This is a genomic window from Sporosarcina sp. P37 (assembly GCF_002109365.1).
Classification (GTDB): domain Bacteria; phylum Bacillota; class Bacilli; order Bacillales_A; family Planococcaceae; genus Sporosarcina.
Map to the genome: position 1 here is coordinate 974,186 of NZ_CP015349.1, position 26,136 is coordinate 1,000,321.

The following is a 26,136-nucleotide window of genomic DNA, read 5'->3' on the forward strand; positions in this document are numbered from 1 at the left end:
ACTCCTTCAGTTCCACTTATAACCGATTCCCCACACTGTTAACAGGAAGTCATTAATCGGGAAACCCGCAACCTTTAGCTTTTCCCTTAAATTTCGAATGTGCGAGTCCACTGTCCGAATATCTGTGAATGTGTTATAGTCCCACGCTGTGCTTAAAAGCTGTTCACGTGTAAATGTTCTTTTCGGGTGGGTAATTAACGCTTCAATAATATAAAATTCCTTCAATGTTAGCTGCACTTCTATTTCTTTGTAAAGTAATGAATACGAATCACTATTCAATATGAAATCTCCATACACTGTATTGCTGTTTTCCGCGATTTCGCTTGAGGTGCGGCGTAGTAATGCATTCACTCTCGCCACTAGTTCCCTTTCATCAAAAGGCTTCGTGATATAATCATCAGCCCCAAATTCAAGGCCCTTTACGATGTCTGCTTTATCTGTCCTTGCAGTGAGCATTATTACCGGAATGGTCGATAGTTCTCGTATTTTCTTGCACACTTCCCAACCATCCATATCAGGCATCATTACATCCAATAAAACGATATCGACCTTTTCTCTCCTTACTATTTCTAGTCCCTTTTTCCCGGTATCCGCTTTTATACATTTGAACCCATGGGGCTCCAAAAATAGCCCAAGTAAATCGAGCATTCTATGTTCGTCGTCTATAAGCAAAATCGTTTGCATTTGTTCAACTCCTTACCTATTTAAATCTTAATTGTAAATTCGCTGCCTCTTCCGAACTCACTTTTCACTTCTATCGAACCTCTATGTGCTTCTACCAATTCCTTCACGATAGCAAGTCCAAGGCCTGATCCGCCAAATGTTCTTGAGCGTGATTTTTCAACTCTAAAAAGTTTCTCGAAAATCATATCGATTTGTTCTTCTGGGATTCCGATTCCTTCATCCGCAACTGTAATGACTGTCCTATTTTGTTCTTTGTAAATTTTAAACTGAACAGTTGTGTTTTCATTTGAATACTTCAATGCATTATCCAATAGATTCAATACAACCTGTTCCAATCTCACCGGATCTGCGTGAATTGTAAATTCCTCATTACAGTATAAATTTAGATGAACATTCTTCAATGCAAAAGAAGGTTGGACAAGTCGATAAATATCATCAGCGAAGTTTCGTGCTGAGAAATTCGACTTTGAAACTAAAAAAGTTAATTCATCCATTTTTGCCAAGTCCATTAAGTTTTTCACTAAATCTTTCATTCGATTAGATTCTTCTGCAATAATCATTAAATAATGATTTCTTTCTTCCTCAGTCAATTCGTGCCTCATAGCCACTTTTAAATAACCAATCAAATAGGTTAACGGGGTACTTAATTCATGGGAGATGGACGCAAGAAACTCATTTCGATCCTTTTTCATCCTTTCCAAATCATTAGCCAGTTTCCGAATTGCAACCGATAATTCACCAAGCTCATCATTGCCTCCTGCTGGAAGGCTAACATCGAATTTCCCTTCGCTTAATTTCTCGGTGGCTTCCTTCATTCGAATCAAAGGCCGAGTAAGAAATTTGGACAAAATCGAATAGATGATAAACAGGATGACAATAATCGCCACTCCTGCTAAACCGAAATGGAAATTCAACTTGCGTACTAGCTGTTCTATTGGTTCAGTGCTTTGGAACATCAGCACATACCCCAAATTATTCTCGTCAACCTTATATGGATGGGCACTTATGATATACGGAGAATCTTCCCAATCCGTTTTGATGACTTGATCATCTTGAACTGAGGAATTTTGTAAGATGGGTAGTGATGGAAAAAGGCTTTCCAGCTTTCCATCCGAACTTCGAATGACATCACCGTTTTTGTTGGTAATGATAACTCCCCTGTCCCCTTCGGCTTCCATTAATACTATGTGCGTAAGTGTTTCATCAGAATAATGATCTATTAAGACATTTCGATGGTTCGAACCAGTCGCTAACAGACGAGAATATTCTTCATCCACCCTTGTATGAACTATATTTTGGTGCAAATACATCATCAGAACTGTTTCTAGTACAAGGAAAGAAATGATAAAGTAAGCAGCCAGTTTTTTCGAGATTTTATTCAATACAGTTTATACTCCTCTCCCCATGCAATTAGTATAGAAAATAATTATCAAAAAAATATGCAGACGAAGGTATAATCGCTTAGTTCGCATGAATTAATGACTTCTTTGTGTCTGCACACTTTATTCAAAACTCTTTAGTATAGTAATCATTATAAAGACATTTCAGCATACGATCCGTTTTGTAGACTTTGAAAGGAGCATTTATCATTGAGCAACAAGAAGAGGAATCGCTTTATTTTTAGGGTAATCACATTATCCCTTCTAGCAGCAGCCACTATCTTTACAATTTACACTGGTTTTGCAAAAGAGAAATTCGATGTATTAAAAGTCGGGGATTATGCCCTGGATTTTGCACTTGTTGATTTGGACGGAAATGAACATCAGCTATCAGAGTATAAAGGACAAGGAGTCTTTCTTAACTTTTGGGGGACTTGGTGTGCTCCATGTAAAAAGGAAATGCCTGCCATGGGGCGACAATACGAGGTGTATAAAGATCAAGGAGTCCAAATTTTAGCTGTCAATATCGCTGAATCTGATTTTAAAGTTCGTACATTCGCTGGACAATATGGGATGACTTTCCCTACTTTAATCGATAAGACAAAAAGCGTGATGCAAACTTATAATGTTAAACCGCTTCCTACAACTATTCTCATAAATCCGGAAGGTAAGATTGTAAGAATTATTACAGGGGAAATGTCGGAAGATGATATTAAGGGATATATGGAAGAGATCAAGCCGGGTTGAGAAACACTTGAAAATATAAAAAGCAAAGACGTCAAACGTTTTAAATAGAAGTCCGCTGGCACCAAACCAGATGAATTCTTTCTTCACACTAACCAATTTAGTTTTAGGGACACATTATCAATATTTCTAAGTGTCCTCCTTTTTTCTTACTCATTTCACATAGCGCCCATAAGAGCTTTCCTGAATTTTTAGGTATAAAAAAACACCTTCGCAGGCGCATTTAAAACTCAATAATTCCTTTGGCTGCTTCTAATAACTCGATTGTGATATTCCGGATCTTCCTCGTCAGCATCAAAGACGACAGTCCTATCTACATACGGGGCCAACCAGGTATAATCATGCCTCATATCTGTCCATGTCACGATAAATATTTTCTTTACTTTTTTCATGACCAAAATATCATTCAAGAAATCCTCTTTCAAATCGTTTTTACTACTACAGAATGAATCCATTGGATAAATTATTGCAAAGTCTAACTGCTGGGCAGTATTACTCCATGTAGATCTTGTAAATAACGAATCGAAATAAATCCTCAGTCCATTTAAATTATACAATCTTCCAGATGTGAATTTCTGATTTAATTTAACTTTGTAACCTGCATGATCAAGTTGCATAGCAATGTTTTGCATGGAATTTGATCGATATAAGCCCGTGATAAACTCTTTAGATTCAGAAAGCAGTTTTAGGACCAATGAATGTTTTTCGTATTGATGTGTTCCTTTCAAAAGTATAACCTTCTCATCTTTTGACTGAATAAATTCTGTAGTTTGTATAATTGCATTCTTTCTGTTATTATTCATCTTTTCACCCCCTCGTATAAGGTATTTGTCTATAAACACTATCTCCCCTTTAATATTAACAGATTATACCATAAAAAAGCGATACCCGTTGATGGTTCACTATTTATCATCATCATTTTTCTCTTTACAAACATTACTCATATGTATTATGTTCTGTACCAAACTCATTTTACTGAATTGATTTATCAGATTACATCTAACCATAACCAACTCAGTTCAATTATATTTTTAAGTATATTCCTGCCAAAAATAAAATTAAGTATATCCTTGCCAATGCGGCAAAGATATACTTAAAGTCACATAAATGCTGGTGGGTTACCCATATACATCAATATGGAGACGGTGGGAGTCGAACCCACGTCCAAAGGCTCTGCTACTTCAGCGTCTACGCGTGTAGATTGACTACTTGGTTTCGCGCAAGCATTCTGCCATCAATCAGGGCGTCCTGTGCGCTATTCCGGGAATCTCTTATGACATCCTCAGAATGCAGATGTCATCGTAGCTCACTATAAGTGAACCTTACGCCTCCACATGAGCGATGGAAACGGAAGGTAGATTCAACAGCTTACGCTGCGAATGCTAGGTTGTTGTTTGTTTTGCCAGTTATTATTAACTGTCGTTTCTGACGGAGACGATCCCTCCGACGCGCAGCTCAAGCCCAGACCACCCCTGTCGAATCCGTAACGTCCCCGAAGGAAAGTTCGGAACCCGGGCCCGTTTCACTTAGAACGGCGGGTCGTACTTGAAACTAACTATAGTATATAATAAATCGGTGCAAATATCAATCTTGCTGTCTGGCTTTGAATGCCCGCTGCATATCGCGCTTGTGCTCTTTTTCTTTCAGGTCCTGGCGCTTATCATAGAGCTTCTTCCCTTTACCTACACCAATCAATACTTTGGCGAAGCCGTTCTTTATATACATCTTCAGCGGTACGATCGAATACCCTTGTTCTTTCATCGTCCCAACGAGTGACTTGATCTGCTTTTTGTGCAGCAGCAGTTTCCGCACGCGGACGGGATCATGGTTGTGGATGTTTCCCTGCTCATACGGACTGATGTGCATATTGGAAATCCATGCTTCGTTATTACGGATTAAAACAAACGCATCACGCAGCTGGACTTTGCCTTTGCGGATGGATTTGATTTCTGTGCCTTTGAGCACGATTCCTGCTTCAATCGTTTCTTCAATTGCGTAATCATGGTTCGCCTTCTTATTCACGGCGAGCACTTTACCGGTTCCTTTGGCCATGCAACTTCCTCCCCCTGACAGAAGACCGGAGACACGCTCCAGTCTTATTTTTTCTTAGGCCGCTTTTTCGATTTCTTCGGCATACCTTCGTAAAACTTTTTCTTTGGTTTTTCGTACTTTTTATTGCGCTTGTCACTGGAACCCTTCGCTCCGCCGCCAGCACTCGGTTTTCCGCCTTGGCCTCTTCCCTGGCTTCTTCCTTTGCCTGATGCACCGGACTGAATGACTTTTGGCGATGCTTTGCGGGAGCCTCTGAAGTTCTCTTTCATGCCGACGATTTCAAAGTCTACTGCCTGCTCTTCCGGCTTCACCGAAATAACACGCACTTTCACTTCGTCTCCAATACGGAATTGTTTCGCTGTGCGTTCTCCGATCATCATCATTTGGCGATCGTCGAAACGATAATAGTCGTCGTTCATGTTCTGGACATGCACAAGTCCTTCTATCGTATTCTCCAGCTCTACAAACATACCAAAGTTCGTGACCGATGAAACGACACCTTCAAACTCTTCCCCCACTTTATCCACCATAAACTGTGCTTTCTTCAATGCATTCGTATCACGTTCTGCATCGACTGCACGGCGTTCGCGGTCAGACGTGTGCTGCGCAATTTCAGGAAGGCGTGCTGTCCAGTGTCCAATTGTAGATGAGGACAAGTCTTTTTCAAATAAATACGTGCGGATTAAACGATGCACGATCAAGTCCGGATATCTTCTGATCGGTGCCGTGAAATGTGTATAGAATTCCGTCGACAAACCGAAGTGTCCGAGACTTTCCTGATAATATTTCGCCTGCTGCATAGAACGCAATAACATCGTGGAGATGACAGATTCTTCCGGCAGCCCTTCAATCGATTCTACGATTTCCTGCAATGCGCGCGGATGTACTTGGTTGCCTGAACCTTTGACAACGATCCCGAAATTCGTCAGGAACTCAAAGAAGCGCTGCAGTTTCTCTTCTTTTGGATCTTCGTGAATTCGGTACAGGAACGGAACTTGCAGCCAGTGGAAGTGCTCTGCCACAGTTTCATTGGCAATCAGCATGAACTCCTCGATTAGGCGTTCTGACACGGTGCGTTCCACAATGACCACATCTGTCGGCCATCCTTTTTCATCCACCAAAATTTTCGATTCTTTGAAATCGAAATCGATTGCGCCGCGATCTTGACGCTTCTGACGGAGTATAGCTGCCAGTTTCGCCATATCGTTCAGCATTGGAACGATTTCTTTATACTTCTCGGATAACTCTTCATCTTTATTGTCGATGATTTCATATACGTCTGTGTATGTCATCCGATAATTCGAGTTGATGACACTCGGATAAATTTCATGTTCGACCACTTTTCCGTTATGGTCAACTTTCATCTCACATGTCAGTGTTAAACGGTCTTCTCCCGGATTCAATGAACAGATTCCGTTAGAGAGACGGTGCGGCAGCATAGGTATCACGCGGTCCGTTAAGTAAACGCTTGTGCCGCGGTCTGCTGCTTCTGCGTCCATCGGAGAGTTCTCCGTCACATAGTAGCTGACGTCTGAAATATGAACAAACAGGCGATACGATCCGTTTTCTTCTGTGAATACTGAAATCGCATCATCCAAGTCTTTCGCGTCGGCTCCGTCAATCGTCATCGTCAAGTCATTGCGCAAATCTCTGCGGCCTGCGAAATCGTCTTCCTGGACTGTTGTCGGCACACTTTTTGCGTGTTCCATCACTTCTGCAGGGAATTCAACTTCAATGCCATGCTTATGAATAATTGACAAGATGTCCACGCCCGGATCATTTTTGTGGCCGAGTATTTGTGTCACGATGCCTGTTGCGGACTTTTCGTCGTTTGGCCAGTTGGTAATTTCAACGATCACTTTTTGACCGTCTACGGCTTCCAGTGAATGACCTTTTTCGATATAAATATCCATCGGCAGTTTTTTATCATCCGGCAAAACAAATCCAAAACCGTCATGTGCCTGGTAGGTTCCGACGACTTTCGATGTTTTGCGTTCGACAATTTTTGTGATAGCACCTTCGCGGCGGTCACCGAATGAACTGCCCGATACACGGACAAATACAATATCACCGTTCATGGCACCATTAATATCGTGCGGCGGGATAAATACATCGTCACCTTCCACGTCTTCCGGTACGACAAAGCCGAAACCTTTTGCGTGCCCGATGAATTTACCGCGAAGCAAATTCATTTGTTCAGGGCTGCCGTAGCGATTATTGCGTGAGCGAACGACTTTTCCGTTCTGTTCAAGCTGTACGAGCGTTTTTACCAATTCTTTAAATTCTGCCGCCTGTTCCAGACCGAGTTCTTCTTGAATCTCATGGACAGTGGACGGCTTATAGGATTCTTCTTTTAGTAAAGAAAAAATCCGTTCTTGTAATTCATTTTCTTTTGAATCCAAACAATCATCTCCTCCTATTCTTCCTGTCAGTTATATCTTCCCCTGTTTTCACTCCTGCCAATCAAGGGATTCTAAGAATTTCAGCACATTTTCGTGAAGCTGTGCTTTTTCCGGGCCGAGTGTAATCACATGTCCGGATTCTTCATACCACTGCAGTTCTTTGTACGTTGATTCCGCTTCATCATAAATGATTTGGGCAGACTGCGGATCGATTACTTCATCATGCCGTGATTGAACGACCAGCAGCGGTGTATAAATATGGCTGACTTCTTTCCGCACGCCCTGGACCATCGACTGCAGTCCGTCGAGCCCTGGCATGGATTTCGTTTTCAACTCGTTCATTTCTTCGGTAATTTGTTCTTTTGGCATGCCGGCGAACTTTTTGTAGTCGCGCGCATATTTCAGCACGCCTTGCCACATAAGGTCCGTCGTTTTCATCGTCATCGGTGCACACATCGTTACGATGCCTGTAAGCGGAAATTCCGATGCCAGCTTCAATGAAAATACCCCGCCGAGCGACAGTCCGGCAACTGCGATCTCTTCATATCCTGCCTCTTTTAACTTATTATATGCACTCAAAACATCTTCCCACCACTGCTCCGGGTTCGTTTTGATCAGCTCTTCCGGCGGCACACCGTGGCCACGGTAATGCGGTGCGAGTGACGTGTAATTATGTTTTTCAAGGAAGCGGCCAAGCATCCGCACGTCCGCAGATGTTCCTGTGAAGCCATGCAATAATAATACCGCACGTTTTCCATGTTCAAAGAAAAATGGCTTCGGCTGGGCAATTCGCATGTTTTTCGTTCCCTTCTACGAAAAGCGCCTGACCGTTCAAACTTGGTCAGGCGCTTGCATTTTATATTTTCATAATCGCAATGGTTAAGACAAAGAATAAAACAGATAAGACGATTGTCGTTCGCTGAAGAACGAGGTCTAATCCGCGTGCTTTTTGTTTTCCGAAAAGTTGTTCTGCCCCTCCGGAGATGGCTCCTGACAGTCCCGCACTCTTACCGGATTGCAATAATACAACTACAATTAATGCTATAGCTACGACTACAAGCGATGCTGTTAAAACGGCATGCATGTTTTTCCACCTCCAAAATAGCAAGTTACAACATTTCTATTCTAACAAAGCTGATGCCCCGGCACAACCTTTTGTTACAAATTATGCCGATTCACCAGCTATTGTACGATTATTTATTCAAATTATAGAATGTGTCTTTGCCGAGGTACTGTGCCGTTTCAAATAACTGATCTTCGATACGAAGCAATTGATTGTACTTCGCCACGCGGTCTGTGCGTGAAGGTGCGCCTGTTTTGATTTGACCGGCATTCGTCGCTACGGCGATATCTGCAATCGTTACGTCTTCTGATTCACCGGAACGGTGTGAGATGACAGCAGTATAGCCAGCGCGTTTCGCCATTTCAATCGCATCGAACGTTTCCGTTAATGTACCGATTTGGTTCACTTTGATCAGGATGGAGTTGCCGATTCCTTCTTCAATTCCGCGTGATAATTTCTCTGTGTTCGTTACGAACAGATCGTCACCAACTAATTGAACTTTGTCGCCGATGCGCTCAGTCAGCAGCTTATGTCCAGCCCAGTCGTTCTCGTCCAGACCGTCTTCAATGGAGACGATTGGATATTTTTCGCAAAGCTCTTCATACCAAGCGACCATTTCTTCAGATGTTTTGCGCACATCTTCGCCTGCAAGGTAGTAACTGTTTTGGTCTTTATCATAAAACTCGGAAGAAGCAACGTCCATTGCCAGCAAGATATCCTCGCCCGCTTTATAGCCTGCTTTTTCGATCGCTTCAATGATCGTTGTCAATGCTTCTTCATTCGAGCCAAGGTTTGGAGCAAATCCGCCTTCGTCTCCGACTGCTGTGTTCAAACCTTTGTCATGAAGGACAGATTTCAGGCTGTGGAAAATTTCCGTTCCCATGCGAAGTGCGTGACGGAAAGATTCTGCACCTACCGGCATAATCATGAATTCTTGAATGTCGACGTTATTATCCGCGTGCTCTCCGCCGTTTAGGATGTTCATCATCGGTACAGGCAGCTGCTTTGCGTTGAATCCGCCCAAGTACTGATAAAGCGGCACATCAAGATAATCTGCTGCTGCGTGTGCGACTGCCATGGATACACCAAGAATCGCGTTCGCTCCGAGCTTTCCTTTATTATCCGTACCGTCCAGTTCGATCAATGCTCTGTCGATAACGACTTGATCTAACACTGAATAATTTTCTTCCAGTTCGTCAGCAATCACTTCATTGACGTGATCTACTGCTTTCAAGACACCTTTACCATTGTAACGATTTTGATCACCGTCACGAAGTTCTACCGCTTCATACTCACCAGTAGATGCACCGGATGGTACGATGGCACGTCCAAATGCGCCGCTTTCTGTGAATACTTCTACCTCTACAGTTGGATTGCCTCGTGAATCGAGTACTTCTCTAGCTTGAATGTGGGTAATGATTGGCATGAAGATCTCTCCTTAGAATAATGGTTTGCCGGTCATTTCAACCGGTTGTGGTATTCCTAACATTTTCAACATCGTAGGTGCAAGGTCCGCGAGTATGCCGTCTGTGCGCATTACTGCGTCAGGAACCGTAACGATGACAGGCACAGGATTTGTCGTGTGGGCTGTCATTGGCTGTCCGCCGATGGTGACGACTTCGTCCGCGTTGCCGTGATCCGCCGTAATAATAGCTGATCCGCCTTTCGCAGATAGTGCATCGATGATTCGGCCGAGACACTCATCGACCGTTTCTATCGCTTTGACTGTCGGTTCGAGCATTCCGCTGTGACCGACCATGTCCGGGTTCGCGAAGTTCAGAATAATCGCATCCTGCCGTTCAGCTTCGATTTCCGCAACGAGTGCGTCCGTCACTTCATAGGCACTCATTTCAGGCTGCAGATCATACGTCGCAACTTTTGGCGAGTTGATGAGAATCCGGGTCTCCCCTTCGAACTTCTCTTCGCGCCCGCCGCTCATGAAGAATGTCACGTGCGGATACTTTTCTGTCTCCGCAATTCGCAGCTGGCGTTTGCCGTGGTCTTCGAGCACTTCGCCGATAGTCTTTGTCAAATTGACATTATGGAATACAATGTCACCAACTACTTCATCATTATAATGCGTAAAGCCTGCAAAATGTAAGTCCGTAAATTTTTTCACGCCTGTATCAAAGCCGTCGAAGCTTGGTTGTGTCAAAGCGCGTGACAATTGAATCGCACGGTCCGGACGGAAATTGAAGAAGATTACTGCATCTCCGTTTTCAATCGCAGCGACCGGCTTGCCGTCCTGCTGTATGACAAAGGGCTCGACAAACTCATCATGTATTTCTTCGGCATAAGAAGCTCTGACTCCTTCTTCTGCTGATGCACAATGCGGGCCGATTCCGTACACCATGGCGTCATACGTCTTTTGCACACGTTCCCAGCGCTTATCGCGGTCCATCGCAAAGTATCTTCCGGAAACCGTGGCGATTTGGCCGACGCCAATTTCCTTCATTACATCTTCCGTACGTTTAATATACGGAATAGCAGTTGTCGGGCCGACGTCGCGGCCGTCGAGGAAGGCATGCAAATAGACACGTTCCACACCATGTTCCTTCGCCATTTTCAATAAAGCGAATAAATGTTCATAGTGGCTGTGTACGCCGCCGTCAGACAGCAGTCCCATCACGTGAAGGGCAGATTTTTTTGTCTTGACATGTTCCATCGTCTCAAGCAGCGCAGCGTTTTCAAAAAACTCGCCGTCACGAATCGATTTATCAATTCGTGTCAGGCTTTGATAGACGATGCGGCCTGCCCCTATATTCAAGTGGCCAACTTCAGAGTTCCCCATTTGTCCTTCAGGCAACCCTACCGCTTCCCCGCAAGCTGTTAATGTTGCATGAGGATAGTTTTCCCACAGCAAATCGAAGTTCGGAATCTTAGCATGCGCCACCGCGTTGCCATACGTTTCATCCCGCAGGCCGAAGCCGTCGAGAATAATGAGCGCAACTGGTTTATTCGACATGAGTTCCAGCCTCCACTAATTGAACAAATGCGTCCGGATCCAGGCTCGCTCCGCCGACTAATGCGCCGTCGATATTATCTTTGGCAAGTAATTCTGCGATGTTTTCTGGCTTTACGCTGCCGCCGTACTGAATACGGATGGCATCTGCCGCTTCTGCCGAATACAGTGTTTCGATTTTATGGCGGATCGCCGAACATACTTCATTGGCATCATCGGCAGTTGCTGTCTTGCCTGTCCCGATTGCCCAGATAGGCTCGTACGCGATGACTGCCTGCTTCGCCTGCTCAGCAGTGACACCCGAAAATGCTTTTTTCACTTGTGCGGACACGATAGAAACCGTCTCGTGTGCTTCACGCTGTTCTAATGTTTCACCGACACAAACAATCGGCACCAGGTTGTGATTAAATGCGGCCAGTACTTTCTTATTTACAGTATCGTCTGTTTCATTGAAATACTGACGGCGTTCAGAATGCCCGAGAATGACGTAGTCTACACCCAGGTTTTCCAGCATTGCCGGGCTGATTTCACCCGTAAACGCGCCTTCATCTGTGTCATGCATTGTTTGAGCGCCTACTTTGATCCCCGTCGTTTCAAAGCGCTGCAGCAAGTCATTAATGTACAGCGCAGGCGGGCAGATGACTGCCTCCACTTGATCTGACGCTGTGAGCTTTTCTTTTATGTGTTCTGCAAAATCCGCAGCTTCACCGGACAGTTTGAACATTTTCCAGTTGCCTGCAATTATTCGTTTACGCAAAAGAATTCCTCCTCATTCTCTATCTTGTAATACGGCCACTCCCGGCAATTCTTTACCTTCCATGAATTCCAGTGAAGCGCCGCCGCCAGTGGATACGTGATCCATCTGGTCTCCTACTTCAAACTTTTCGACAGCCGCTGCAGAGTCTCCCCCGCCGATGACGGTATAGGCAGCTGTTTCTGCCATTGCGTCTGCCACTGTCTTCGTACCGTTCGCGAAAGGTGCCATCTCGAACACACCCATCGGTCCGTTCCAAATAACAAACTTGGAATCCTTAATGACTTCCTTATAACGCGCTGCTGTTTCAGGCCCGATATCCAGACCCATCCAGCCTTCTGTAATGCCTTCTACTGAAACGGTTTTCGTTTCCGCATCAGCCGCAAACTTATTTGCAACGACTGCATCAGTAGGCAAGTACAGATTGACTGATTTTTTCTCAGCCTTTTCGATGAAAGACTTTGCAAGTTCCACTTTATCTTCTTCCACTAGTGAATCGCCGGTTTGGTATCCTTGCGCGCGCGTAAATGTGTACGAAAGTCCGCCGCCGATCAGCAAATTGTCGACTTTGTCCAATAAATTATCGATGACGCCAATTTTGTCTTTCACTTTCGCACCGCCGATAATTGCCGTGAAAGGACGTTCAGGATGAGATAATGCTTTCCCGAGGACATCCAGTTCTTTTTCTAATAAGAAGCCGAGAACGCCCGGTATGTACTCAGCAATTCCTGCAGTGGAAGCGTGTGCACGGTGCGCCGTTCCAAATGCATCATTGACGAAAACATCTGCGAATGAAGCATATTGCTTGGACAGTTCTGCATCATTTGTCTCTTCGCCCGGATTGAAGCGGACGTTTTCAAGCAAAATTACGTCGCCGTCTTTCATTGCGGCAATTGCCTGCTCCACTTCTTCACCAATAGATGAATCCAGTTTTTTAACCGGCTTGCCAAGCAATTCGGACAATTTTTCGCCCGCGTTTGTCAAGCGCATATCTTCTTTCACTTCACCTTTAGGACGACCCAAATGGCTGGCCAAAATGACTTTTGCCCCTTCTTTCGTCATATGTTCAATTGTCGGCAAAGCCGCTCTGATCCGTGTGTCGTCCGTTACCTGTCCATCTTCCATCGGCACGTTGAAATCCACACGGCAAAATACGCGCTGGCCGCTTAATTGAATATCTCTGATTGTCTTTTTCATACCCATTGAATTACGTCCTCCTCCAGTTAAATACAAAAAGAGGAACGGGTTTCTCCGTTCCTCTCACCCACATTATTTCATTATAATCGGTTCGCATGGGAATGGCTACGATTTATAACACTTTCCATGGAATTCTCGTATTATAGGCCTTGTTCGCTCATATAACGCGCTAAATCGATACAGCGGGCGGAGTATCCTGATTCATTGTCGTACCAGGAAATCACTTTCACCATATTGCCTTCCATAACCATTGTTGACAAACCGTCCACTGTGGAAGAGGCTGTGTTGCCATTGTAGTCAATAGATACTAACGGCAATTCACTGAAGAACAGAAGATCCTTCAATTCGCCTTCCGCCGCATTCTTCAGCGCGCCGTTCACATCTTCCACTGTTACTTCTTTATCCAATTCCGCTACGAAATCAACAAGTGAAACGTTTGGTGTCGGTACACGCACAGCCATTCCGTCCAATTTGCCTTTTAGTTCAGGTATAACTTTTGTTACCGCTGATGCCGCGCCTGTGGATGTCGGAATCATCGACACGCCTGCAGCACGCGCACGTCTGTAGTCGGAGTGCGGAAGATCCAAAATGCGCTGGTCATTTGTATACGAGTGAATCGTCGTCATCATACCGCGCTTCACGCCGAATGTATCATTCAGTACTTTCACGACTGGCGCCAGACAGTTTGTCGTACATGAAGCATTCGATACGATGTGATCAGTCGCTGCATCGTACGTTCCTTCATTTACTCCCATCACAAGCGTCGTCATTTCACCTTTCGCCGGAGCAGACAGAATCACTTTTTTCGCGCCCGCATCGATGTGCTTCTGCAATGCATCTGTCGAACGGAAGACACCTGTACAATCGACTGCGATATCTACACCGAGGTCTTTCCATGGTAAATCAGCAGGATCTTTTTCCGCGAATACGCTGATCTTTTTCCCATTAACAATGAGGGAAGATTCATCTGATTGAACCTCCGCGTCAAACACACCATGCACGGAATCATATTTCAATAAATGAGCAAGCATCGCTGCGTCCGTCAAATCATTGATTGCCACTACTTCCATATCCTCACTTGCAAATGCTTCACGCAGCACCAATCGTCCAATTCGTCCAAATCCATTAATCGCCAGTTTTACTGTCATCTGAATCGCCTCCATTAAAGTGGTTATTATCTTTTTGCCTTTCGGGCATTACATCCTCTTGATCAATGACAGCATTTTTTCTGCTGCCCCTTCATCAGTTACTAAAATTGTCTGAGACGGTGCACTTGCCAAATACGACAGCAGTGCTTCCGCTTTGCTCGCTCCGCCAGCTACCGCAAACACTAACGGTACATTCTGCAATTGTTCCATCTGAATGCCGACTGTGCGGATTCTGTGAACAATTTCGCCTTGCTGATTGAAATAAAATCCGAATGCTTCTCCTTTTGCCTGCTGATCCGCAAGAATCTGCTGTTCATCTTCAGGAGAGTTTCGCAATAAGGCCATTTTCGCTGCATCTCCAACTCCGTGAATGACGCAATCCGTTTGGCTGTACAAATCCAGCATCTCTTTTGCGGCCGGCTCATGCTGGAATACCGCATGCGCTTCTTCGCTGAGTGTATCAGGATAATAAAACGCTTTATATGATGCATCGCAAGTTTCTGCGAATGAAGCCGCAATTACATTTGCCTGCAAGCCCAGTTCCTCTCCTACGCCGCCTCTTGCCGCGATGAACAGCACATCTTTCAGCTCTTCTGTCGGCATGAATGGAGGAACTGCAGCCACCGAACTGCCGCCGGTTACTGCGACAATCTTAACGTCTTTTACATGGGTACTAAACTGCTTGGCGGTTTGCATGCCAAGTAATTTCTTTGTTAAAGCGGAATGATCTGCATCACCTTCGACTACAAATACGTTTCGGATCGCCAGCTGCTCTGACAGCTTATTGGCAAGCTGCCGTCTGCCCGACTTTTCCTCCATCGTATCATGTAAAACAAAGAGCACTTCTATACCTTTTTCTGTAGCGGACACGCCTTCTTTTGCGATGTGCACCAATTCCTGATCTTTCAGCAGTTCAAGCATTGTCCGTGTTTCCCGCTCAGAATACCCTGACATGGAACTCAATGTTCTTCTGCCGACAGGCCCGGACGCTTTGATCAGTTTCAACATATGGTACCGTTGCTCAATCAGCAGCGGAAGTTCCGGTACAAGTGCAAGTTGTGCTTCGGTAAATGATACGTTCAATTACATCACTCTTTTCAAGTGGGTTGTTTTTGATCCCTGTTGTATATTATTGTCCCACCTAGGGTAAAAAAATACTATACACGAAGTATAGCATGCACAAGATTAAAACGCAATAAAGAAAGCGCTTTCAATTCTCAATTAATTCCAAAATATCTATATAGCCAATATTTCCATATGCCAATACCTGCCCATCCTGTTCAATGACTGGGATCATCAACATGTATTTTTCATGGATTTCGTCATCTTCTTCTATATTGATAGTTTGCCACTCAAGCGGATAATCCTCCGCGACCAGCCGCAGCATCCGTTCCGCTTCGTCACACAGCTCACAGCCCCGCCGTGTATAAAACTGAATTTGCATAAGTCATTCACCTCATTTTTATTATCATTACACGGAATTGGGCTAATTTCTAGAGAAGCGCTCAATCGGTTGTTGAGGCCGCGCCAACCCAACCAAAAAAAGCGGCGACAACTCACCAACTCGAGTCATCGCCGCTTCACGCACATCAAACTATTACCAGCTTCTGCCTGCGCCGCCGCCACCGCCGGATCCGCCGCCGCCGAAGCCGCCAAAACCTCCTCCACCTCTGTTTCCGCCGCCAAAACCACCGCCGCCGGGGCCTGGGAAGAATATAGGTCCGCCGCCTGACCGGCCGCCCGGACCGCCGCGGCCGCCTCTTCCTCCCCCGCCGAAAAAGATGCGGAAGAGAATGTAGAGAATAACGATAATGACGAAGAATGATGGAGTGCCTATGTCTTCGCCGCCTTGCTCAGGGTACGTGACCGGCAATTCATCGCCTTCAAGCCCGTACTCTGCTGCGATTTCATTATAGAAGGCTTTATAGACTTCCATAATCGCGAGATCCGGCTGCTCATCGCGAAGATAAGGCATGGCCAGTTCGTCTATGAATCGTCCCACCTTGCCGTCGGGAAGCGCGCCTTCGAGTCCGTAGCCGGTAGCGAGATAGAATTCGCGCTTGATGCCGGCTGCCTCGTCTTTTTCAGTCGAGACGACCAGCAGCGCGCCATTATCCATGTCTTTATCGCCTAACTGCAATTCACGCAGCGTGCGAAGTGCGTACTCTTCAACAGGCTCGCCTTCCAATGAATATACTGTACGGACAGCGAGTTCTGCCTTGGTTGCTGCCTGCAGACGGATACCGTACTCGCGTATTTCTGCTTCCTGTGCGGGTGATAAAATTTCCGCGTCATCTACTACTACTTCTGTAATCGCATGAACTGTCGCAGTACCGGTAAGGGCAACCAGCGCTGCGATAATGAACATGCAGAAGCGGTTAATCACTTCACGTCATCCCCGAAATCGACTGATGGCGGTTGTTGCGCCCCTTCGACCGCTTTGAAGTATTCTTTTTCGTCAAATCCAAAGATAGAAGCGATAATTTTTCCCGGGAATCGTTTGACTTTCCGATTGAAAACGGAAACTACGTCATTATAATCTTTTCGCGCAACTGCGATGCGGTTTTCCGTTCCCGCGAGTTCATCCATTAACTGCTGGAAGTTCTGATTGGCTTTTAAATCCGGATAGTTCTCGACAACGACGAGCAGCCTGCTCAATGCGCCTGAAAGCTCGGAGTCTGCGGCTGCCTGTTCTTCAGGGCCTTTCGCACCTGCCATCTTGCTGCGGGCTTCTGCAATGTTCTCCAGCACTTCTTTCTCATGTGAGGCGTACCCTTTCACTGTATTTACTAAGTTTGGAATTAAGTCCACTCTTCGCTGTAATTGCGTTTCGATCTGCGCATACGACTGATCGACGTCCTCTTCCAAATTGACTAACTTATTGTACGAAGGAACGATCATTATCGCCGCAATGACCACTAACACGATAACTCCTATAAGCGGGCCTGCTATTCTCTTCATGGACCACTGCTCCTTTCTCTCTCATTAGTATGTACTTACCCTTCTTCTTTCACTCGCCAAACTTCCGGCAAGGATATATTCCATACAGAGTTTTTGGAAACAGGTGGGTGATCAACCAGTTCACTTCCTATATATAAGCATACTATACGAATAATATGATTCCTCAACCGAAAAAACCCAGCCAATCCGTCTTTAAGAATATTTTTCATTCCATGCTTTACAGATTATTTTGAGTGAGCTATACTAATAAAGTTGCGTGAAGGAAACAATTTTACTGCGAATCATGCGTTAGAGTTGCGTGAGGGAAACTAATGTTTTATATTTACACTAACATTAAAAAACTATACTGATTAATATGTAAGATAAATACTATTTTCCTTTTACCATAAAGTTGCACGAGGGAAAGAAAAAAGGAGGAAACCTGATGATTTCACCGATAACGGTTAACAATATTTCCGTTTCATATGACGGCGATGAAGTAGTAAAAGACGTATCGTTTTCATTCGGTCCCGGCAGCCTGATCGGAGTGCTCGGTCCAAACGGCGCCGGCAAATCGACTTTAATGAAGGCGATGCTCGGCTTAATCCATAAAGATCACGGAGATGTGAAAATCGGCAGTAAGCCGGTCGATTCTATGCGTAAACAGATCGCATACGTTCCGCAGCGTTCCAATATCGACTGGAACTTCCCTATCATCGTAAAAGACACGGTGTTGCTTGGGACGTATCCGAAGACAGGTTTATTCAGACGTCCGCGCAAAGCGGATAAGGAATGGGCAATGGAATGTCTGAAACAGGTAGGCATGGAAAGTTTCGCGAACCGCCAAATCGGTGAATTATCCGGCGGGCAGCAGCAGCGTGTATTCCTTGCGCGCGCACTGGCTCAAAATGCCGATTACTTTTTCCTGGATGAACCATTTGTAGGGATCGACGTTTCCAGTGAAGAAATTATCATCGGGATTCTGCGCGAACTGCAGGCTGCCGGCAAAATTATTTTCGTCGTTCACCATGACTTATCCAAAGTGAAAAGTTACTTTGATGGACTGATTCTTATCAACAAAGAGCTGATCGACGCCGGCCCTGTCAACGAAGTATTCCAGTCAGATAATATGACGAAAGCATACAACCGGGAATTTATGCTTGATGGTTTGGGGGTCACACCGTAATGGAATTTATTCAAGACATCATGACGTACGGTTTTCTGCAGAAAGCTCTGATTACGTCGGTTATGGTCGGTATCATTTGCGGAGTCATCGGCAGTTTCATCGTACTTCGCGGCATGGCTTTAATGGGAGACGCAATTTCCCATGCGGTGCTTCCGGGTGTGGCTATTTCCTATATGCTCGGCATTAACTATTTCTATGGTGCGGTACTGACAGGTGTGCTGACAGCATTCGGTATTGGCGCGATTTCTCAAAACAGCCGCATCAAAAATGACTCCTCTATCGGAATCGTCTTTTCCGCAGCATTCGCACTTGGAATTATTTTAATTACACGGGCAAAAAGTGCCACGGACTTAACGCAAATTTTATTCGGTAACGTATTGTCTGTCCGCAGTTCCGATATGTGGGTGACATTAATTATAGGAGCCATCGTCATCTTGGTTGTCGTTCTATTCTTTAAAGAGCTTCTCGTTTCCAGTTTTGATGAAACGATGGCGGCAGCTTACGGCTTGAAGACGCGTTTGATTCACTATGCCATTATGTTTTTACTGACTTTAGTTACAGTCGCTTCATTACAGACGGTCGGTGTTATTTTGGTTGTCTCTTTATTGATTACACCAGCTTCCACCGCCTACCTGTTAACGAACCGCTTATCGGTCATGGTGGTGCTCGCCGCATGTTTCGGTGCGGTATCTTCTGTCATCGGACTGTATTTCAGTTTCTTGTACAATATGCCATCAGGGCCTGTTATTGCATTGGCAACGACAGCGATTTTCATTCTGGCATTTCTGTTCTCCCCTAAGCAAGGGGTCATTGTCAGCAAGTTTCGTTCAAAATCTAAACGCAAGGCAATTGCCAGATAAGTTACCTACAGAATTAACCGCCACGGCGGAAATATACATTCATTATCCACAAAGGAGTAGTATTCATAACATGAAAAATTTAGCAAAATGGCTGACATTGTCTTTGCTCGCTGTCTTTATGCTGGCAGCGTGCGGCAATGATGATGAAGGCAAAAAGACAGAAGGTGCGGATGACGGAGACAAGGCAGCAGAGGCTGGCGACAAACTGAAGGTCGTTACATCGTTTACTATCATTGCGGACATGGCACGTGAAATCGGCGGAGACTATGTAGAGGTCTACAATTTGGTGCCGACTGGAACAGACCCTCACGAATATGAGCCATTGCCGAATGATATCAAAGCAGCGACTGACGCTGACGTATTATTCTATAACGGACTGAACTTGGAAGGCGGAGAAAAAGGATGGTTCTTCAAAATGATGGACTCCGTCGGCCAGAAAGATGAAAACATCTACAGTTTGACAGAAGAAGTTGAACCGATGTATCTCGGCAGTGAAGACGGCCGAGAGGAAGAAATCAATCCGCACGCATTTATCGATCCGGCTGTCGGTGTGAAAATGGCCGAAGCTATGCGCGACGCTTTGATTGAAAAACACCCGGCGAACGCCGACAAAATCCGAGAGCAAGGCGATACCTATGTTCAGCGTCTGCAGGAACTTGACGATGAATTCGCCGAACGTATCGCAACTGTACCAGAAGAAAACCGTGTGCTCGTTACCAGTGAACGTGCTTTCCAATACTTGAATGACCATTACGGCCTAAAAGAAGCATTCATCTGGGAAATTGACACAGAAGAGAACGGTTCACCTAAGCAGATTAAAGAACTCATTCATTACATTAAAGAACATAAAGTTCCTGTCTTGTTCGTAGAATCCAACGTGGACACCCGTCCAATGGAAACTGTTTCTGCAGAGACTGGTGTTCCGATTGCGGAAAAGCCGATCTACTCTGATGAAATCGGTAATCCCGGTGACGAGGTCGATACGTATGTGAAGTATTTGACCTACAACATGAACCTAATCCATGACGAATTAAGTAAAGAACGATAAACACTTCAGTCAACCAGCTGAACAAAAAGGAAAGCCGCACTCCCCTGCGGCTTTCCTTTTTTATTTGAAAAAGCCATTGTGTATATAAGTCTTCACTTATATAATAATTATATTACTTAATAAAGGAGAGTTCTATGAATTCTGAACAGATGGAACGCTATTTAAAAACTATTGGCGACAAATCCAGATTGCAGCTGCTGAAGGCTCTTGAACGGGGGCCGTTATGCATTTGCGACTTGAACTTATTACTTGATGTCTCGCAGCCGGCAGTCAGTCAGCATATGCACAGACTGAAGAAAGACGGTGTTGTGCACGATGAACGGCGCGGACGCTGGGTATACTGGTCGCTGAATACGCACCACGCCCACCATGGTCTGCTGCTGGAATTACTGAAGCTGCTGCCGGTGCCTGCAGCTGAAGAGAGCCGGGAGGAAAACGCATGCAAATAATACTCGCTTTCATCATCTTCCTCCTGACTCTGGTGTTCGTTATTTGGCAGCCGCGCGGATTATCAATCGGCTGGTCCGCAATTGCCGGGGCGATTCTTGCGTTGCTCGCAGGCGTCGTCAGCTTCACGGATGTAATCGATGTGACATCGATTGTATGGAATGCCACATTGACATTTGTTGCCCTCATTATCATTTCTTTAATTTTGGATGAGATCGGATTTTTCGAATGGTCTGCCTTACATATGGCGCGTTTTGCCAAAGGGAGCGGCGTGCGGATGTTTCTGCTTGTCATCTTGCTCGGCGCAAGTGTATCGGCTTTATTTGCGAACGACGGTGCAGCTCTGATTCTGACGCCGATCGTGCTCGCCATGGTGCGTGCGCTCGATTTTAAAGAAAAGATGATTCTGCCTTTCGTTATGGCATCAGGCTTTATTGCGGATACGACCTCCCTTCCGCTCGTCGTCAGTAATCTGGTGAACATCGTATCTGCAGACTTTTTCGGCATTGGTTTCGCAGAATACGCGAGCCGGATGATCATACCGAACTTCTTCAGTCTTGGCGCAAGTATTCTTGTGCTGTATATTTATTTCCGCAAGTCCATCCCAAAACGATTTGATGAAAAATTATTGCAGAAGCCTGCCAGCGCCATTCGCGATCATCGCATGTTCCGGATTTCCTGGGTTGTGCTCGGTGTCCTGCTGACCGGCTATTTCATCAGTGAATCGCTTGCTCTGCCCGTTTCATTCATCGCGGGATCCGTTGCGATTGTGTTTTTGCTGATTGCGCGGACAAGCGATGCAGTGCAAACCAAAACAGTAATCAAAGGCGCACCGTGGGCTGTCGTGTTTTTCTCTATTGGAATGTATGTAGTGGTGTATGGGCTGCGCAACGCTGGGCTGACATCCGCTCTGGCCGGATTAATCGAGTGGACATCGAGTCACGGACTGTATGCAGCTACGATCGGCATGGGCTTCATCGCGGCTGTTTTATCTTCCATTATGAATAATATGCCGACCGTCATGATTGACGCGCTGGCGATACAGGATGCGGTGGTTCCGCCTGATGTACGAGAAGCTTTAATTTACGCCAACATCATCGGCTCAGACCTCGGTCCAAAGATGACACCGATCGGCTCACTCGCCACACTGCTGTGGCTCCACGTGCTGTCATTAAAAGGTGTGAGGATTTCTTGGGGCTATTATTTCAAAGTAGGAGTCATCCTCACCGTGCCGACGTTATTAATTACACTGACCGGGTTATGGTGGTGGCTGACAGTACTGTAATATGGCAGGCTGGTATTGACGTGAGGACGGCTTATTAAATAATTGGGCCAGATGGTCAAACATACAGAAAATAACAAGCTTGTAGACTATCCAAAGAAATTGGTTATTGGAAATGAGATGCTCTTGACAAGTCGTTGTAAAGATAGTGTATGGTTTAGGATTCTCCCTGCAGAACCGGACGCTTTCCTGAGGGGGCGCGGCGGACTCGCCAGAATTGCGTTGGCGATTACGCCTGTCACCCTGATCCTCCAGGAGTCGCCGGTTCTTCCGGGAGAATCCTTGAGTTTGTGTCCGCAGGTCAGTCAGTGTTCGTCCAGAAATTGGAGTATGGTAAGTGACTCTATCTGCGCGGTGTGGGTGGAGCTATGAATTGCCTGACTGAATGGACAACAAAGCGATTTTTTTCTCCATTCAGTTCATCGAAATAGTTATAGTAGCTAAAAAATTACCGCTTTCTAACTTCAAAAACGGACGCATTGTATCAGACAAGTCTACTCGGCTTTCACTACTTGCAGAGGGCTATCAAACTGTCTTATGTACACTAAGTCCGGCTGCAGCGCAGATCAACGGTTCCAAACTACTACCTGACTAACTGGGCGCAATTATTGAATAACGATTACGCTATTAAAGAGCCGGATTCAAAATAACTTGATCGAAAAATTGCGGACTCCCACTTATATGGGAGTCTTTTAAGGATTAATCGTAAATCACATTTTTACCTTCTTCAGTTAACTTCTTCAAAGACTCCAGCATATTATTTATTTCCTCGTTGGAATGTCTTTCCCATAAACCTAATTCAGCTACTATTTTCAAAGGAGACTTTGACCTATACGAGCGTGTCGGATTTCCCGGAAATCTTTTGTCAGTTACATTCGGGTCATTTTCAAATTCACCTAGTGGTTCTACAATATAAATTTTTTCATTTGCCTTACCTCTTGCTAATTCAGCCCCCCATTTGGCAGCTTCTAGTGTTGCGGTAAAGTATATATAGTTAGCTTTTTTATCTTGGTAATTTGATAAGTGCTGCGGTTCTAATAAATCACCAATGTTTAGTTCCGCTTTAGTACCGTGAAAAAAAGGACCTTTATCTAATACATCTTTTTTGTCTTCCATTCTTATACCCCCTATATTTTTGAGATTGATATATAAGTATAATGCCCAAAAAATAAAAAAACAGTCTATAAATAAGTTGAAAATAACGATATAATTTTAGGAGAGAGGTTTTGTGTTAAAAAAGAACTAGTAATCAATCGGGCGCGATCCTAAAATAAGGGTTAGGCCGCTAGAGGGCAAATTCAGATAAAGAAATGATTAGTGGGAGTTGAGCGATCTGGTCAAAACAATAACCTTTTCATTTACCAGCAGTGCATTTGCAGGTACTGAGGCCAAGGAGACATTTACGTTTGACGAATTAGAGATTGATGAAAGCTTGGATGAAAAAGAATTAGAAATTGAAATAAATCGAATTTATAAAGCATGGATCTGGGATAAGCTTAATGTATCGGGGAGTATCGTTATAGACGAACCTGGTACCTATCAATAACGTTTGTCCTATAAACGGGTGCGATTTACAGTAGATATATATTACTGCTTACGGTCAATATAAAACGCACAGACATAACAAGTCTGCGCGTTTTTTGCTATTTTCATTATTAATTCATATATAGTACATATACTTATTCGCAGGTATTGCCGCTTTCCACCCCCTCTGTCAAACCCGTCAGTATTACAAAGGACATCCTCTTGTTATTCTCTCATCGATTATTCGTAAAGCGTCCCAAAAAGTCCTGCAAGCGTTCGCTATGGGGATTCAGCAAAATTTCAGACGGCGGCCCCTCTTCCTCAATCACGCCTTCATTCAAGAACACAACACGATCCGCAATATCGAGCGCGAAGTCCATCTCATGTGTCACAAGAATCATCGCCATCTCGCCTTCTTTTGCTAGATCACGAATCACTTCTAGCACTTCCCCGACAAGTTCGGGATCCAGTGCGGATGTAACCTCGTCAAACAGCATGACTTGCGGCCTCATCATCAATGCACGCGCCATTGCGACACGCTGCTTCTGACCGCCTGACAGCTGTGCAGGGAACAGCCCGATTTTATCCCCGAGACCGACTTTCTCCAGCATTTCGACTGCGGTCTCCTTCACTTTTGCTTTACTTTCATTCTTGACGATGACAGGAGCCAGCATACAGTTTTCAAGAATCGTCATATGCGGGAACAGATTGAAATGCTGGAATACCATTCCGATATCGCCGCGGATAGAACGCAAATGCTTTTCATCTGCCGTCACCCATTCGCCTTTCTTCTGCATCATCCACAAATTTTTTCCATTCACTTCGATGGCACCTGATGTAGGCTCTTCGAGTGTCATCAGCATCCGGATGATCGTCGTCTTTCCGGAACCACTCGGCCCGATCAGCGCCACTTTTTCAGACGGCCTGATATCCAGGTCAATCCCTTTCAAGACTTCCGTTTTTCCGAATGATTTGTGTACGTCTTTATATTGTACAATCGGTTCCACGATCTGATCCTCTCCTTCTTCTCAATTGCTTACGCTAACGTTTTTTTGTCGAACCGACGATTATATTTCTTCTCTAATTTATTGATTAATAACGCAGACGGGTAGCTCAGCAATAGGAAGAACAATGCCACTACCGTTAACGGCTCTACGTATTTGTAATATTGTGCACCGTAGTCATTGGCGATGTGAAGCATAGCTACCACACCGATTGTCGAAGCTAACGGCACTTCTTTGAACATGATGATCAAGTAATTTCCGAGCATCGGGATGGTCGGAGGAATCGCCTGCGGCAGAATAATCTTCGTCCATTTCTGGCGTGTCGACAGGTTCAGTGCAGTCGATGCTTCCCACTGGCCTTTATCAACAGACTCAATTCCTGAACGATACACTTCAGACATATACGTGCTGAAATGAATGCCAAGCCCTAAAATAGCAGCCACGAATGGATTAAGGGATACCCCCACGACAGGCATCATCGGCCATGCATAGTAAATGAAAAATAACTGTACAAGCGGCGGTGTCGACCGGATAAATTCCGCTATCCAGCCAAACAGCCAGCGCACCGGACGCCAAGGCAGGCGGTTCAAAAATACCCAGACAAAGCCAAAGACCGCAGCGAATAAATAGCAAGCCAGCGTCAAACCGAGTGTAATCCATAGCCCTTTAAAAATCAGTGGAATAACGGAAAAAAATACGTCCCAACTCCAAGTCATCAGCTAGCCACTCCTTTCTTCGATACGATTTCCATTTTTCTCGTGAAGAAAATCAATGGCAACGCAATAATAAAGTACATCACGAGAAGAAGGACGTACACAAGCGGAGATTCCGACAAATGCGTACTTCTGTAAATATTCCCGTAGTACAGTAAATCGGTCAGTCCGATTAACGATACCAATGATGTTGCTTTTAATATTTGAATTAAGTAATTGCCGTATTCAGGAAGCATCATGCGCAGTGCTTGAGGAAGGATAATATGGCGCATACGCTGAAATTTTGACAGATTCAAAGCAATAGATGCTTCCGTCTGTCCTGCCGCCACTGCCTGTATCGATCCGCGCACAATTTCAGACATGTATGCTCCGTAGTTCAGAGAGATCGCCAGCACTGCTACCCATACATCGCTTCCCAGGTGGATATTAAATAATCCCGGCAGCGCGTAGGAGAACCAAAACAGCTGTACAATCAGTGAAGTTCCCCGAAAAATTTCTACATAAAAACCTGTGAATCCTCTCACGAGAGGATTCGTATTGACACGCGACAGACCTGCGACGAATGCGATAATACTTGCACAAATAATCGACAGTATCAGTACTTGCAGCGTAATGCCTAACCCTTGTACGACAGCGGAAAAAATATCGGGTAAGGAACTCACAAAAACCACTCCATTATAGTTGTTTTAATTGTATTTACATCATTTTGCGAGAAAAAAGTCATGCCGCTGTTGGGCATGACCCGGT

At 44.9% G+C, this 26,136-nt stretch carries 27 protein-coding genes and 1 other RNA gene; 7 read left to right on the top strand and 21 right to left on the bottom strand.

What is annotated here, in order from left to right; genetic code table 11:
- Positions 1 to 6 precede the first annotated feature (6 nt).
- Together SporoP37_RS05125 and SporoP37_RS05130 are read right to left on the bottom strand one after the other, a co-directional pair.
- On the bottom strand, positions 7 to 684 hold the full coding sequence (locus SporoP37_RS05125; protein WP_085430429.1) for a response regulator transcription factor: 678 nt from the start codon (positions 682 to 684) through the stop codon (positions 7 to 9).
- A gap of 20 nt (positions 685 to 704) precedes the next feature.
- A complete protein-coding gene (locus SporoP37_RS05130; RefSeq protein WP_085430430.1) occupies positions 705 to 2,066 on the bottom strand; it encodes a sensor histidine kinase in 1,362 nt (453 codons plus the stop codon).
- A gap of 207 nt (positions 2,067 to 2,273) precedes the next feature.
- Here SporoP37_RS05130 and resA point away from each other — a divergent pair, with 207 nt between their 5' ends.
- Positions 2,274 to 2,810, top strand: coding sequence for a thiol-disulfide oxidoreductase ResA (gene resA / locus SporoP37_RS05135; protein WP_085430431.1), 537 nt, complete (start codon positions 2,274 to 2,276; stop codon positions 2,808 to 2,810).
- Positions 2,811 to 3,037: 227 nt separating this feature from the next.
- Here the strand turns inward: resA and SporoP37_RS05140 are convergent, their stop codons facing one another.
- The 15 genes from SporoP37_RS05140 to SporoP37_RS05210 form a co-directional block, all read right to left on the bottom strand.
- Positions 3,038 to 3,610 (bottom strand): hypothetical protein, encoded by a 573-nt coding sequence (locus tag SporoP37_RS05140; protein ID WP_085430432.1) that lies wholly within the window; start codon positions 3,608 to 3,610, stop codon positions 3,038 to 3,040.
- A 331-nt stretch (positions 3,611 to 3,941) separates the two neighbouring features.
- Positions 3,942 to 4,301, bottom strand: a transfer-messenger RNA (tmRNA) gene (gene ssrA / locus SporoP37_RS05145).
- A gap of 90 nt (positions 4,302 to 4,391) precedes the next feature.
- Positions 4,392 to 4,859: an SsrA-binding protein SmpB gene (gene smpB / locus SporoP37_RS05150; protein WP_085430433.1), complete on the bottom strand. Its 468-nt coding sequence runs from the start codon at positions 4,857 to 4,859 to the stop codon at positions 4,392 to 4,394.
- 44 nt (positions 4,860 to 4,903) lie between these two features.
- Complete coding sequence (gene rnr, locus SporoP37_RS05155) at positions 4,904 to 7,261, bottom strand: ribonuclease R (RefSeq protein WP_085430434.1); 2,358 nt, start codon at positions 7,259 to 7,261, stop codon at positions 4,904 to 4,906.
- A 48-nt stretch (positions 7,262 to 7,309) separates the two neighbouring features.
- On the bottom strand, positions 7,310 to 8,056 hold the full coding sequence (locus SporoP37_RS05160; protein WP_085430435.1) for an alpha/beta hydrolase: 747 nt from the start codon (positions 8,054 to 8,056) through the stop codon (positions 7,310 to 7,312).
- Between the two features lie 61 nt (positions 8,057 to 8,117).
- Entirely contained in the window at positions 8,118 to 8,345 is a 228-nt protein-coding gene (gene secG / locus SporoP37_RS05165; protein WP_009498255.1) for a preprotein translocase subunit SecG, read from the bottom strand.
- 109 nt (positions 8,346 to 8,454) lie between these two features.
- The gene (gene eno / locus SporoP37_RS05170; protein ID WP_081242672.1) at positions 8,455 to 9,750 is read right to left on the bottom strand and encodes a phosphopyruvate hydratase; all 1,296 of its coding nucleotides are present in this window, start codon (positions 9,748 to 9,750) and stop codon (positions 8,455 to 8,457) included.
- Positions 9,751 to 9,762: 12 nt separating this feature from the next.
- Positions 9,763 to 11,289, bottom strand: coding sequence for a 2,3-bisphosphoglycerate-independent phosphoglycerate mutase (gpmI, locus tag SporoP37_RS05175; RefSeq protein ID WP_085430436.1), 1,527 nt, complete (start codon positions 11,287 to 11,289; stop codon positions 9,763 to 9,765).
- Positions 11,279 to 12,043, bottom strand: a complete 765-nt coding sequence (tpiA, locus tag SporoP37_RS05180; protein WP_085430437.1) for a triose-phosphate isomerase — start codon at positions 12,041 to 12,043, stop codon at positions 11,279 to 11,281. The genes gpmI and tpiA overlap by 11 nt, the downstream gene beginning before the upstream one ends.
- A 12-nt stretch (positions 12,044 to 12,055) precedes the next feature.
- Positions 12,056 to 13,243: a phosphoglycerate kinase gene (locus tag SporoP37_RS05185; protein ID WP_081242675.1), complete on the bottom strand. Its 1,188-nt coding sequence runs from the start codon at positions 13,241 to 13,243 to the stop codon at positions 12,056 to 12,058.
- 134 nt (positions 13,244 to 13,377) lie between these two features.
- Positions 13,378 to 14,385: a type I glyceraldehyde-3-phosphate dehydrogenase gene (gene gap / locus SporoP37_RS05190; RefSeq protein ID WP_085430438.1), complete on the bottom strand. Its 1,008-nt coding sequence runs from the start codon at positions 14,383 to 14,385 to the stop codon at positions 13,378 to 13,380.
- Positions 14,386 to 14,433: 48 nt separating this feature from the next.
- Positions 14,434 to 15,468, bottom strand: a complete 1,035-nt coding sequence (locus tag SporoP37_RS05195) for a sugar-binding transcriptional regulator (protein WP_085430439.1) — start codon at positions 15,466 to 15,468, stop codon at positions 14,434 to 14,436.
- 127 nt (positions 15,469 to 15,595) lie between these two features.
- Positions 15,596 to 15,829 carry a glutaredoxin family protein gene (locus tag SporoP37_RS05200; RefSeq protein WP_085430440.1) on the bottom strand — a complete coding sequence of 78 codons (234 nt, stop codon included), beginning with the start codon at positions 15,827 to 15,829 and terminating at the stop codon, positions 15,596 to 15,598.
- A gap of 153 nt (positions 15,830 to 15,982) precedes the next feature.
- Positions 15,983 to 16,771 carry a TPM domain-containing protein gene (locus SporoP37_RS05205; RefSeq protein ID WP_085430441.1) on the bottom strand — a complete coding sequence of 263 codons (789 nt, stop codon included), beginning with the start codon at positions 16,769 to 16,771 and terminating at the stop codon, positions 15,983 to 15,985.
- Positions 16,768 to 17,346: a LemA family protein gene (locus SporoP37_RS05210; protein ID WP_081242680.1), complete on the bottom strand. Its 579-nt coding sequence runs from the start codon at positions 17,344 to 17,346 to the stop codon at positions 16,768 to 16,770. Before SporoP37_RS05210 ends, SporoP37_RS05205 begins: the two co-directional genes overlap by 4 nt.
- A gap of 424 nt (positions 17,347 to 17,770) precedes the next feature.
- Between SporoP37_RS05210 and SporoP37_RS05215 the strand changes: the two genes are divergently transcribed.
- The 5 genes from SporoP37_RS05215 (at position 17,771) to SporoP37_RS05235 (ending at position 22,151) form a co-directional block, all read left to right on the top strand.
- Entirely contained in the window at positions 17,771 to 18,511 is a 741-nt protein-coding gene (locus SporoP37_RS05215) for a metal ABC transporter ATP-binding protein (RefSeq protein ID WP_085430442.1), read from the top strand.
- Positions 18,511 to 19,371, top strand: coding sequence for a metal ABC transporter permease (locus tag SporoP37_RS05220; protein ID WP_085430443.1), 861 nt, complete (start codon positions 18,511 to 18,513; stop codon positions 19,369 to 19,371). Before SporoP37_RS05215 ends, SporoP37_RS05220 begins: the two co-directional genes overlap by 1 nt.
- A 70-nt stretch (positions 19,372 to 19,441) precedes the next feature.
- Positions 19,442 to 20,419 carry a metal ABC transporter solute-binding protein, Zn/Mn family gene (locus SporoP37_RS05225; RefSeq protein WP_196796859.1) on the top strand — a complete coding sequence of 326 codons (978 nt, stop codon included), beginning with the start codon at positions 19,442 to 19,444 and terminating at the stop codon, positions 20,417 to 20,419.
- Between the two features lie 134 nt (positions 20,420 to 20,553).
- The gene (locus SporoP37_RS05230) at positions 20,554 to 20,868 is read left to right on the top strand and encodes an ArsR/SmtB family transcription factor (RefSeq protein ID WP_081242683.1); all 315 of its coding nucleotides are present in this window, start codon (positions 20,554 to 20,556) and stop codon (positions 20,866 to 20,868) included.
- Positions 20,859 to 22,151 carry an arsenic transporter gene (locus SporoP37_RS05235; protein WP_085430444.1) on the top strand — a complete coding sequence of 431 codons (1,293 nt, stop codon included), beginning with the start codon at positions 20,859 to 20,861 and terminating at the stop codon, positions 22,149 to 22,151. The genes SporoP37_RS05230 and SporoP37_RS05235 overlap by 10 nt, the downstream gene beginning before the upstream one ends.
- 696 nt (positions 22,152 to 22,847) lie before the next feature.
- Here the strand turns inward: SporoP37_RS05235 and arr are convergent.
- Positions 22,848 to 23,264 carry an NAD(+)--rifampin ADP-ribosyltransferase gene (gene arr / locus SporoP37_RS05245; RefSeq protein WP_081242686.1) on the bottom strand — a complete coding sequence of 139 codons (417 nt, stop codon included), beginning with the start codon at positions 23,262 to 23,264 and terminating at the stop codon, positions 22,848 to 22,850.
- 208 nt (positions 23,265 to 23,472) lie between these two features.
- On the opposite strand from arr, the gene SporoP37_RS05250 reads away from it, so the two are divergent.
- Positions 23,473 to 23,694 carry a hypothetical protein gene (locus tag SporoP37_RS05250; RefSeq protein ID WP_231293303.1) on the top strand — a complete coding sequence of 74 codons (222 nt, stop codon included), beginning with the start codon at positions 23,473 to 23,475 and terminating at the stop codon, positions 23,692 to 23,694.
- 211 nt (positions 23,695 to 23,905) lie between these two features.
- Here SporoP37_RS05250 and ehuA read toward each other — a convergent pair whose 3' ends face one another.
- Genes ehuA through ehuC form a run of 3 tightly spaced genes read right to left on the bottom strand, consistent with a single transcriptional unit; the run spans position 23,906 to position 26,051 of the window.
- Complete coding sequence (ehuA, locus tag SporoP37_RS05255; protein ID WP_081242687.1) at positions 23,906 to 24,682, bottom strand: ectoine/hydroxyectoine ABC transporter ATP-binding protein EhuA; 777 nt, start codon at positions 24,680 to 24,682, stop codon at positions 23,906 to 23,908.
- 26 nt (positions 24,683 to 24,708) lie between these two features.
- A complete protein-coding gene (gene ehuD, locus SporoP37_RS05260; protein ID WP_081242688.1) occupies positions 24,709 to 25,392 on the bottom strand; it encodes an ectoine/hydroxyectoine ABC transporter permease subunit EhuD in 684 nt (227 codons plus the stop codon).
- Positions 25,392 to 26,051: an ectoine/hydroxyectoine ABC transporter permease subunit EhuC gene (ehuC, locus tag SporoP37_RS05265; RefSeq protein WP_085430445.1), complete on the bottom strand. Its 660-nt coding sequence runs from the start codon at positions 26,049 to 26,051 to the stop codon at positions 25,392 to 25,394. The genes ehuD and ehuC overlap by 1 nt, the downstream gene beginning before the upstream one ends.
- Positions 26,052 to 26,136: the final 85 nt, after the last annotated feature.

Excerpts from the sequence above, each read along its gene's own strand:
- SporoP37_RS05125 (WP_085430429.1), bottom strand. The coding sequence starts at position 684 with ATGCAAACGATTTTGCTTATAGACGACGAACATAGAATGCTCGATTTA.
- SporoP37_RS05140 (WP_085430432.1), bottom strand. The coding sequence starts at position 3,610 with ATGAATAATAACAGAAAGAATGCAATTATACAAACTACAGAATTTATT.
- smpB (WP_085430433.1), bottom strand. The coding sequence starts at position 4,859 with ATGGCCAAAGGAACCGGTAAAGTGCTCGCCGTGAATAAGAAGGCGAAC.
- SporoP37_RS05160 (WP_085430435.1), bottom strand. The coding sequence starts at position 8,056 with ATGCGAATTGCCCAGCCGAAGCCATTTTTCTTTGAACATGGAAAACGT.
- secG (WP_009498255.1), bottom strand. The coding sequence starts at position 8,345 with ATGCATGCCGTTTTAACAGCATCGCTTGTAGTCGTAGCTATAGCATTA.
- eno (WP_081242672.1), bottom strand. The coding sequence starts at position 9,750 with ATGCCAATCATTACCCACATTCAAGCTAGAGAAGTACTCGATTCACGA.
- gpmI (WP_085430436.1), bottom strand. The coding sequence starts at position 11,289 with ATGTCGAATAAACCAGTTGCGCTCATTATTCTCGACGGCTTCGGCCTG.
- SporoP37_RS05185 (WP_081242675.1), bottom strand. The coding sequence starts at position 13,243 with ATGGGTATGAAAAAGACAATCAGAGATATTCAATTAAGCGGCCAGCGC.
- gap (WP_085430438.1), bottom strand. The coding sequence starts at position 14,385 with ATGACAGTAAAACTGGCGATTAATGGATTTGGACGAATTGGACGATTG.
- SporoP37_RS05200 (WP_085430440.1), bottom strand. The coding sequence starts at position 15,829 with ATGCAAATTCAGTTTTATACACGGCGGGGCTGTGAGCTGTGTGACGAA.
- SporoP37_RS05210 (WP_081242680.1), bottom strand. The coding sequence starts at position 17,346 with ATGAAGAGAATAGCAGGCCCGCTTATAGGAGTTATCGTGTTAGTGGTC.
- SporoP37_RS05215 (WP_085430442.1), top strand. The coding sequence starts at position 17,771 with ATGATTTCACCGATAACGGTTAACAATATTTCCGTTTCATATGACGGC.
- SporoP37_RS05220 (WP_085430443.1), top strand. The coding sequence starts at position 18,511 with ATGGAATTTATTCAAGACATCATGACGTACGGTTTTCTGCAGAAAGCT.
- SporoP37_RS05225 (WP_196796859.1), top strand. The coding sequence starts at position 19,442 with ATGAAAAATTTAGCAAAATGGCTGACATTGTCTTTGCTCGCTGTCTTT.
- SporoP37_RS05230 (WP_081242683.1), top strand. The coding sequence starts at position 20,554 with ATGAATTCTGAACAGATGGAACGCTATTTAAAAACTATTGGCGACAAA.
- SporoP37_RS05235 (WP_085430444.1), top strand. The coding sequence starts at position 20,859 with ATGCAAATAATACTCGCTTTCATCATCTTCCTCCTGACTCTGGTGTTC.
- arr (WP_081242686.1), bottom strand. The coding sequence starts at position 23,264 with ATGGAAGACAAAAAAGATGTATTAGATAAAGGTCCTTTTTTTCACGGT.
- ehuD (WP_081242688.1), bottom strand. The coding sequence starts at position 25,392 with ATGACTTGGAGTTGGGACGTATTTTTTTCCGTTATTCCACTGATTTTT.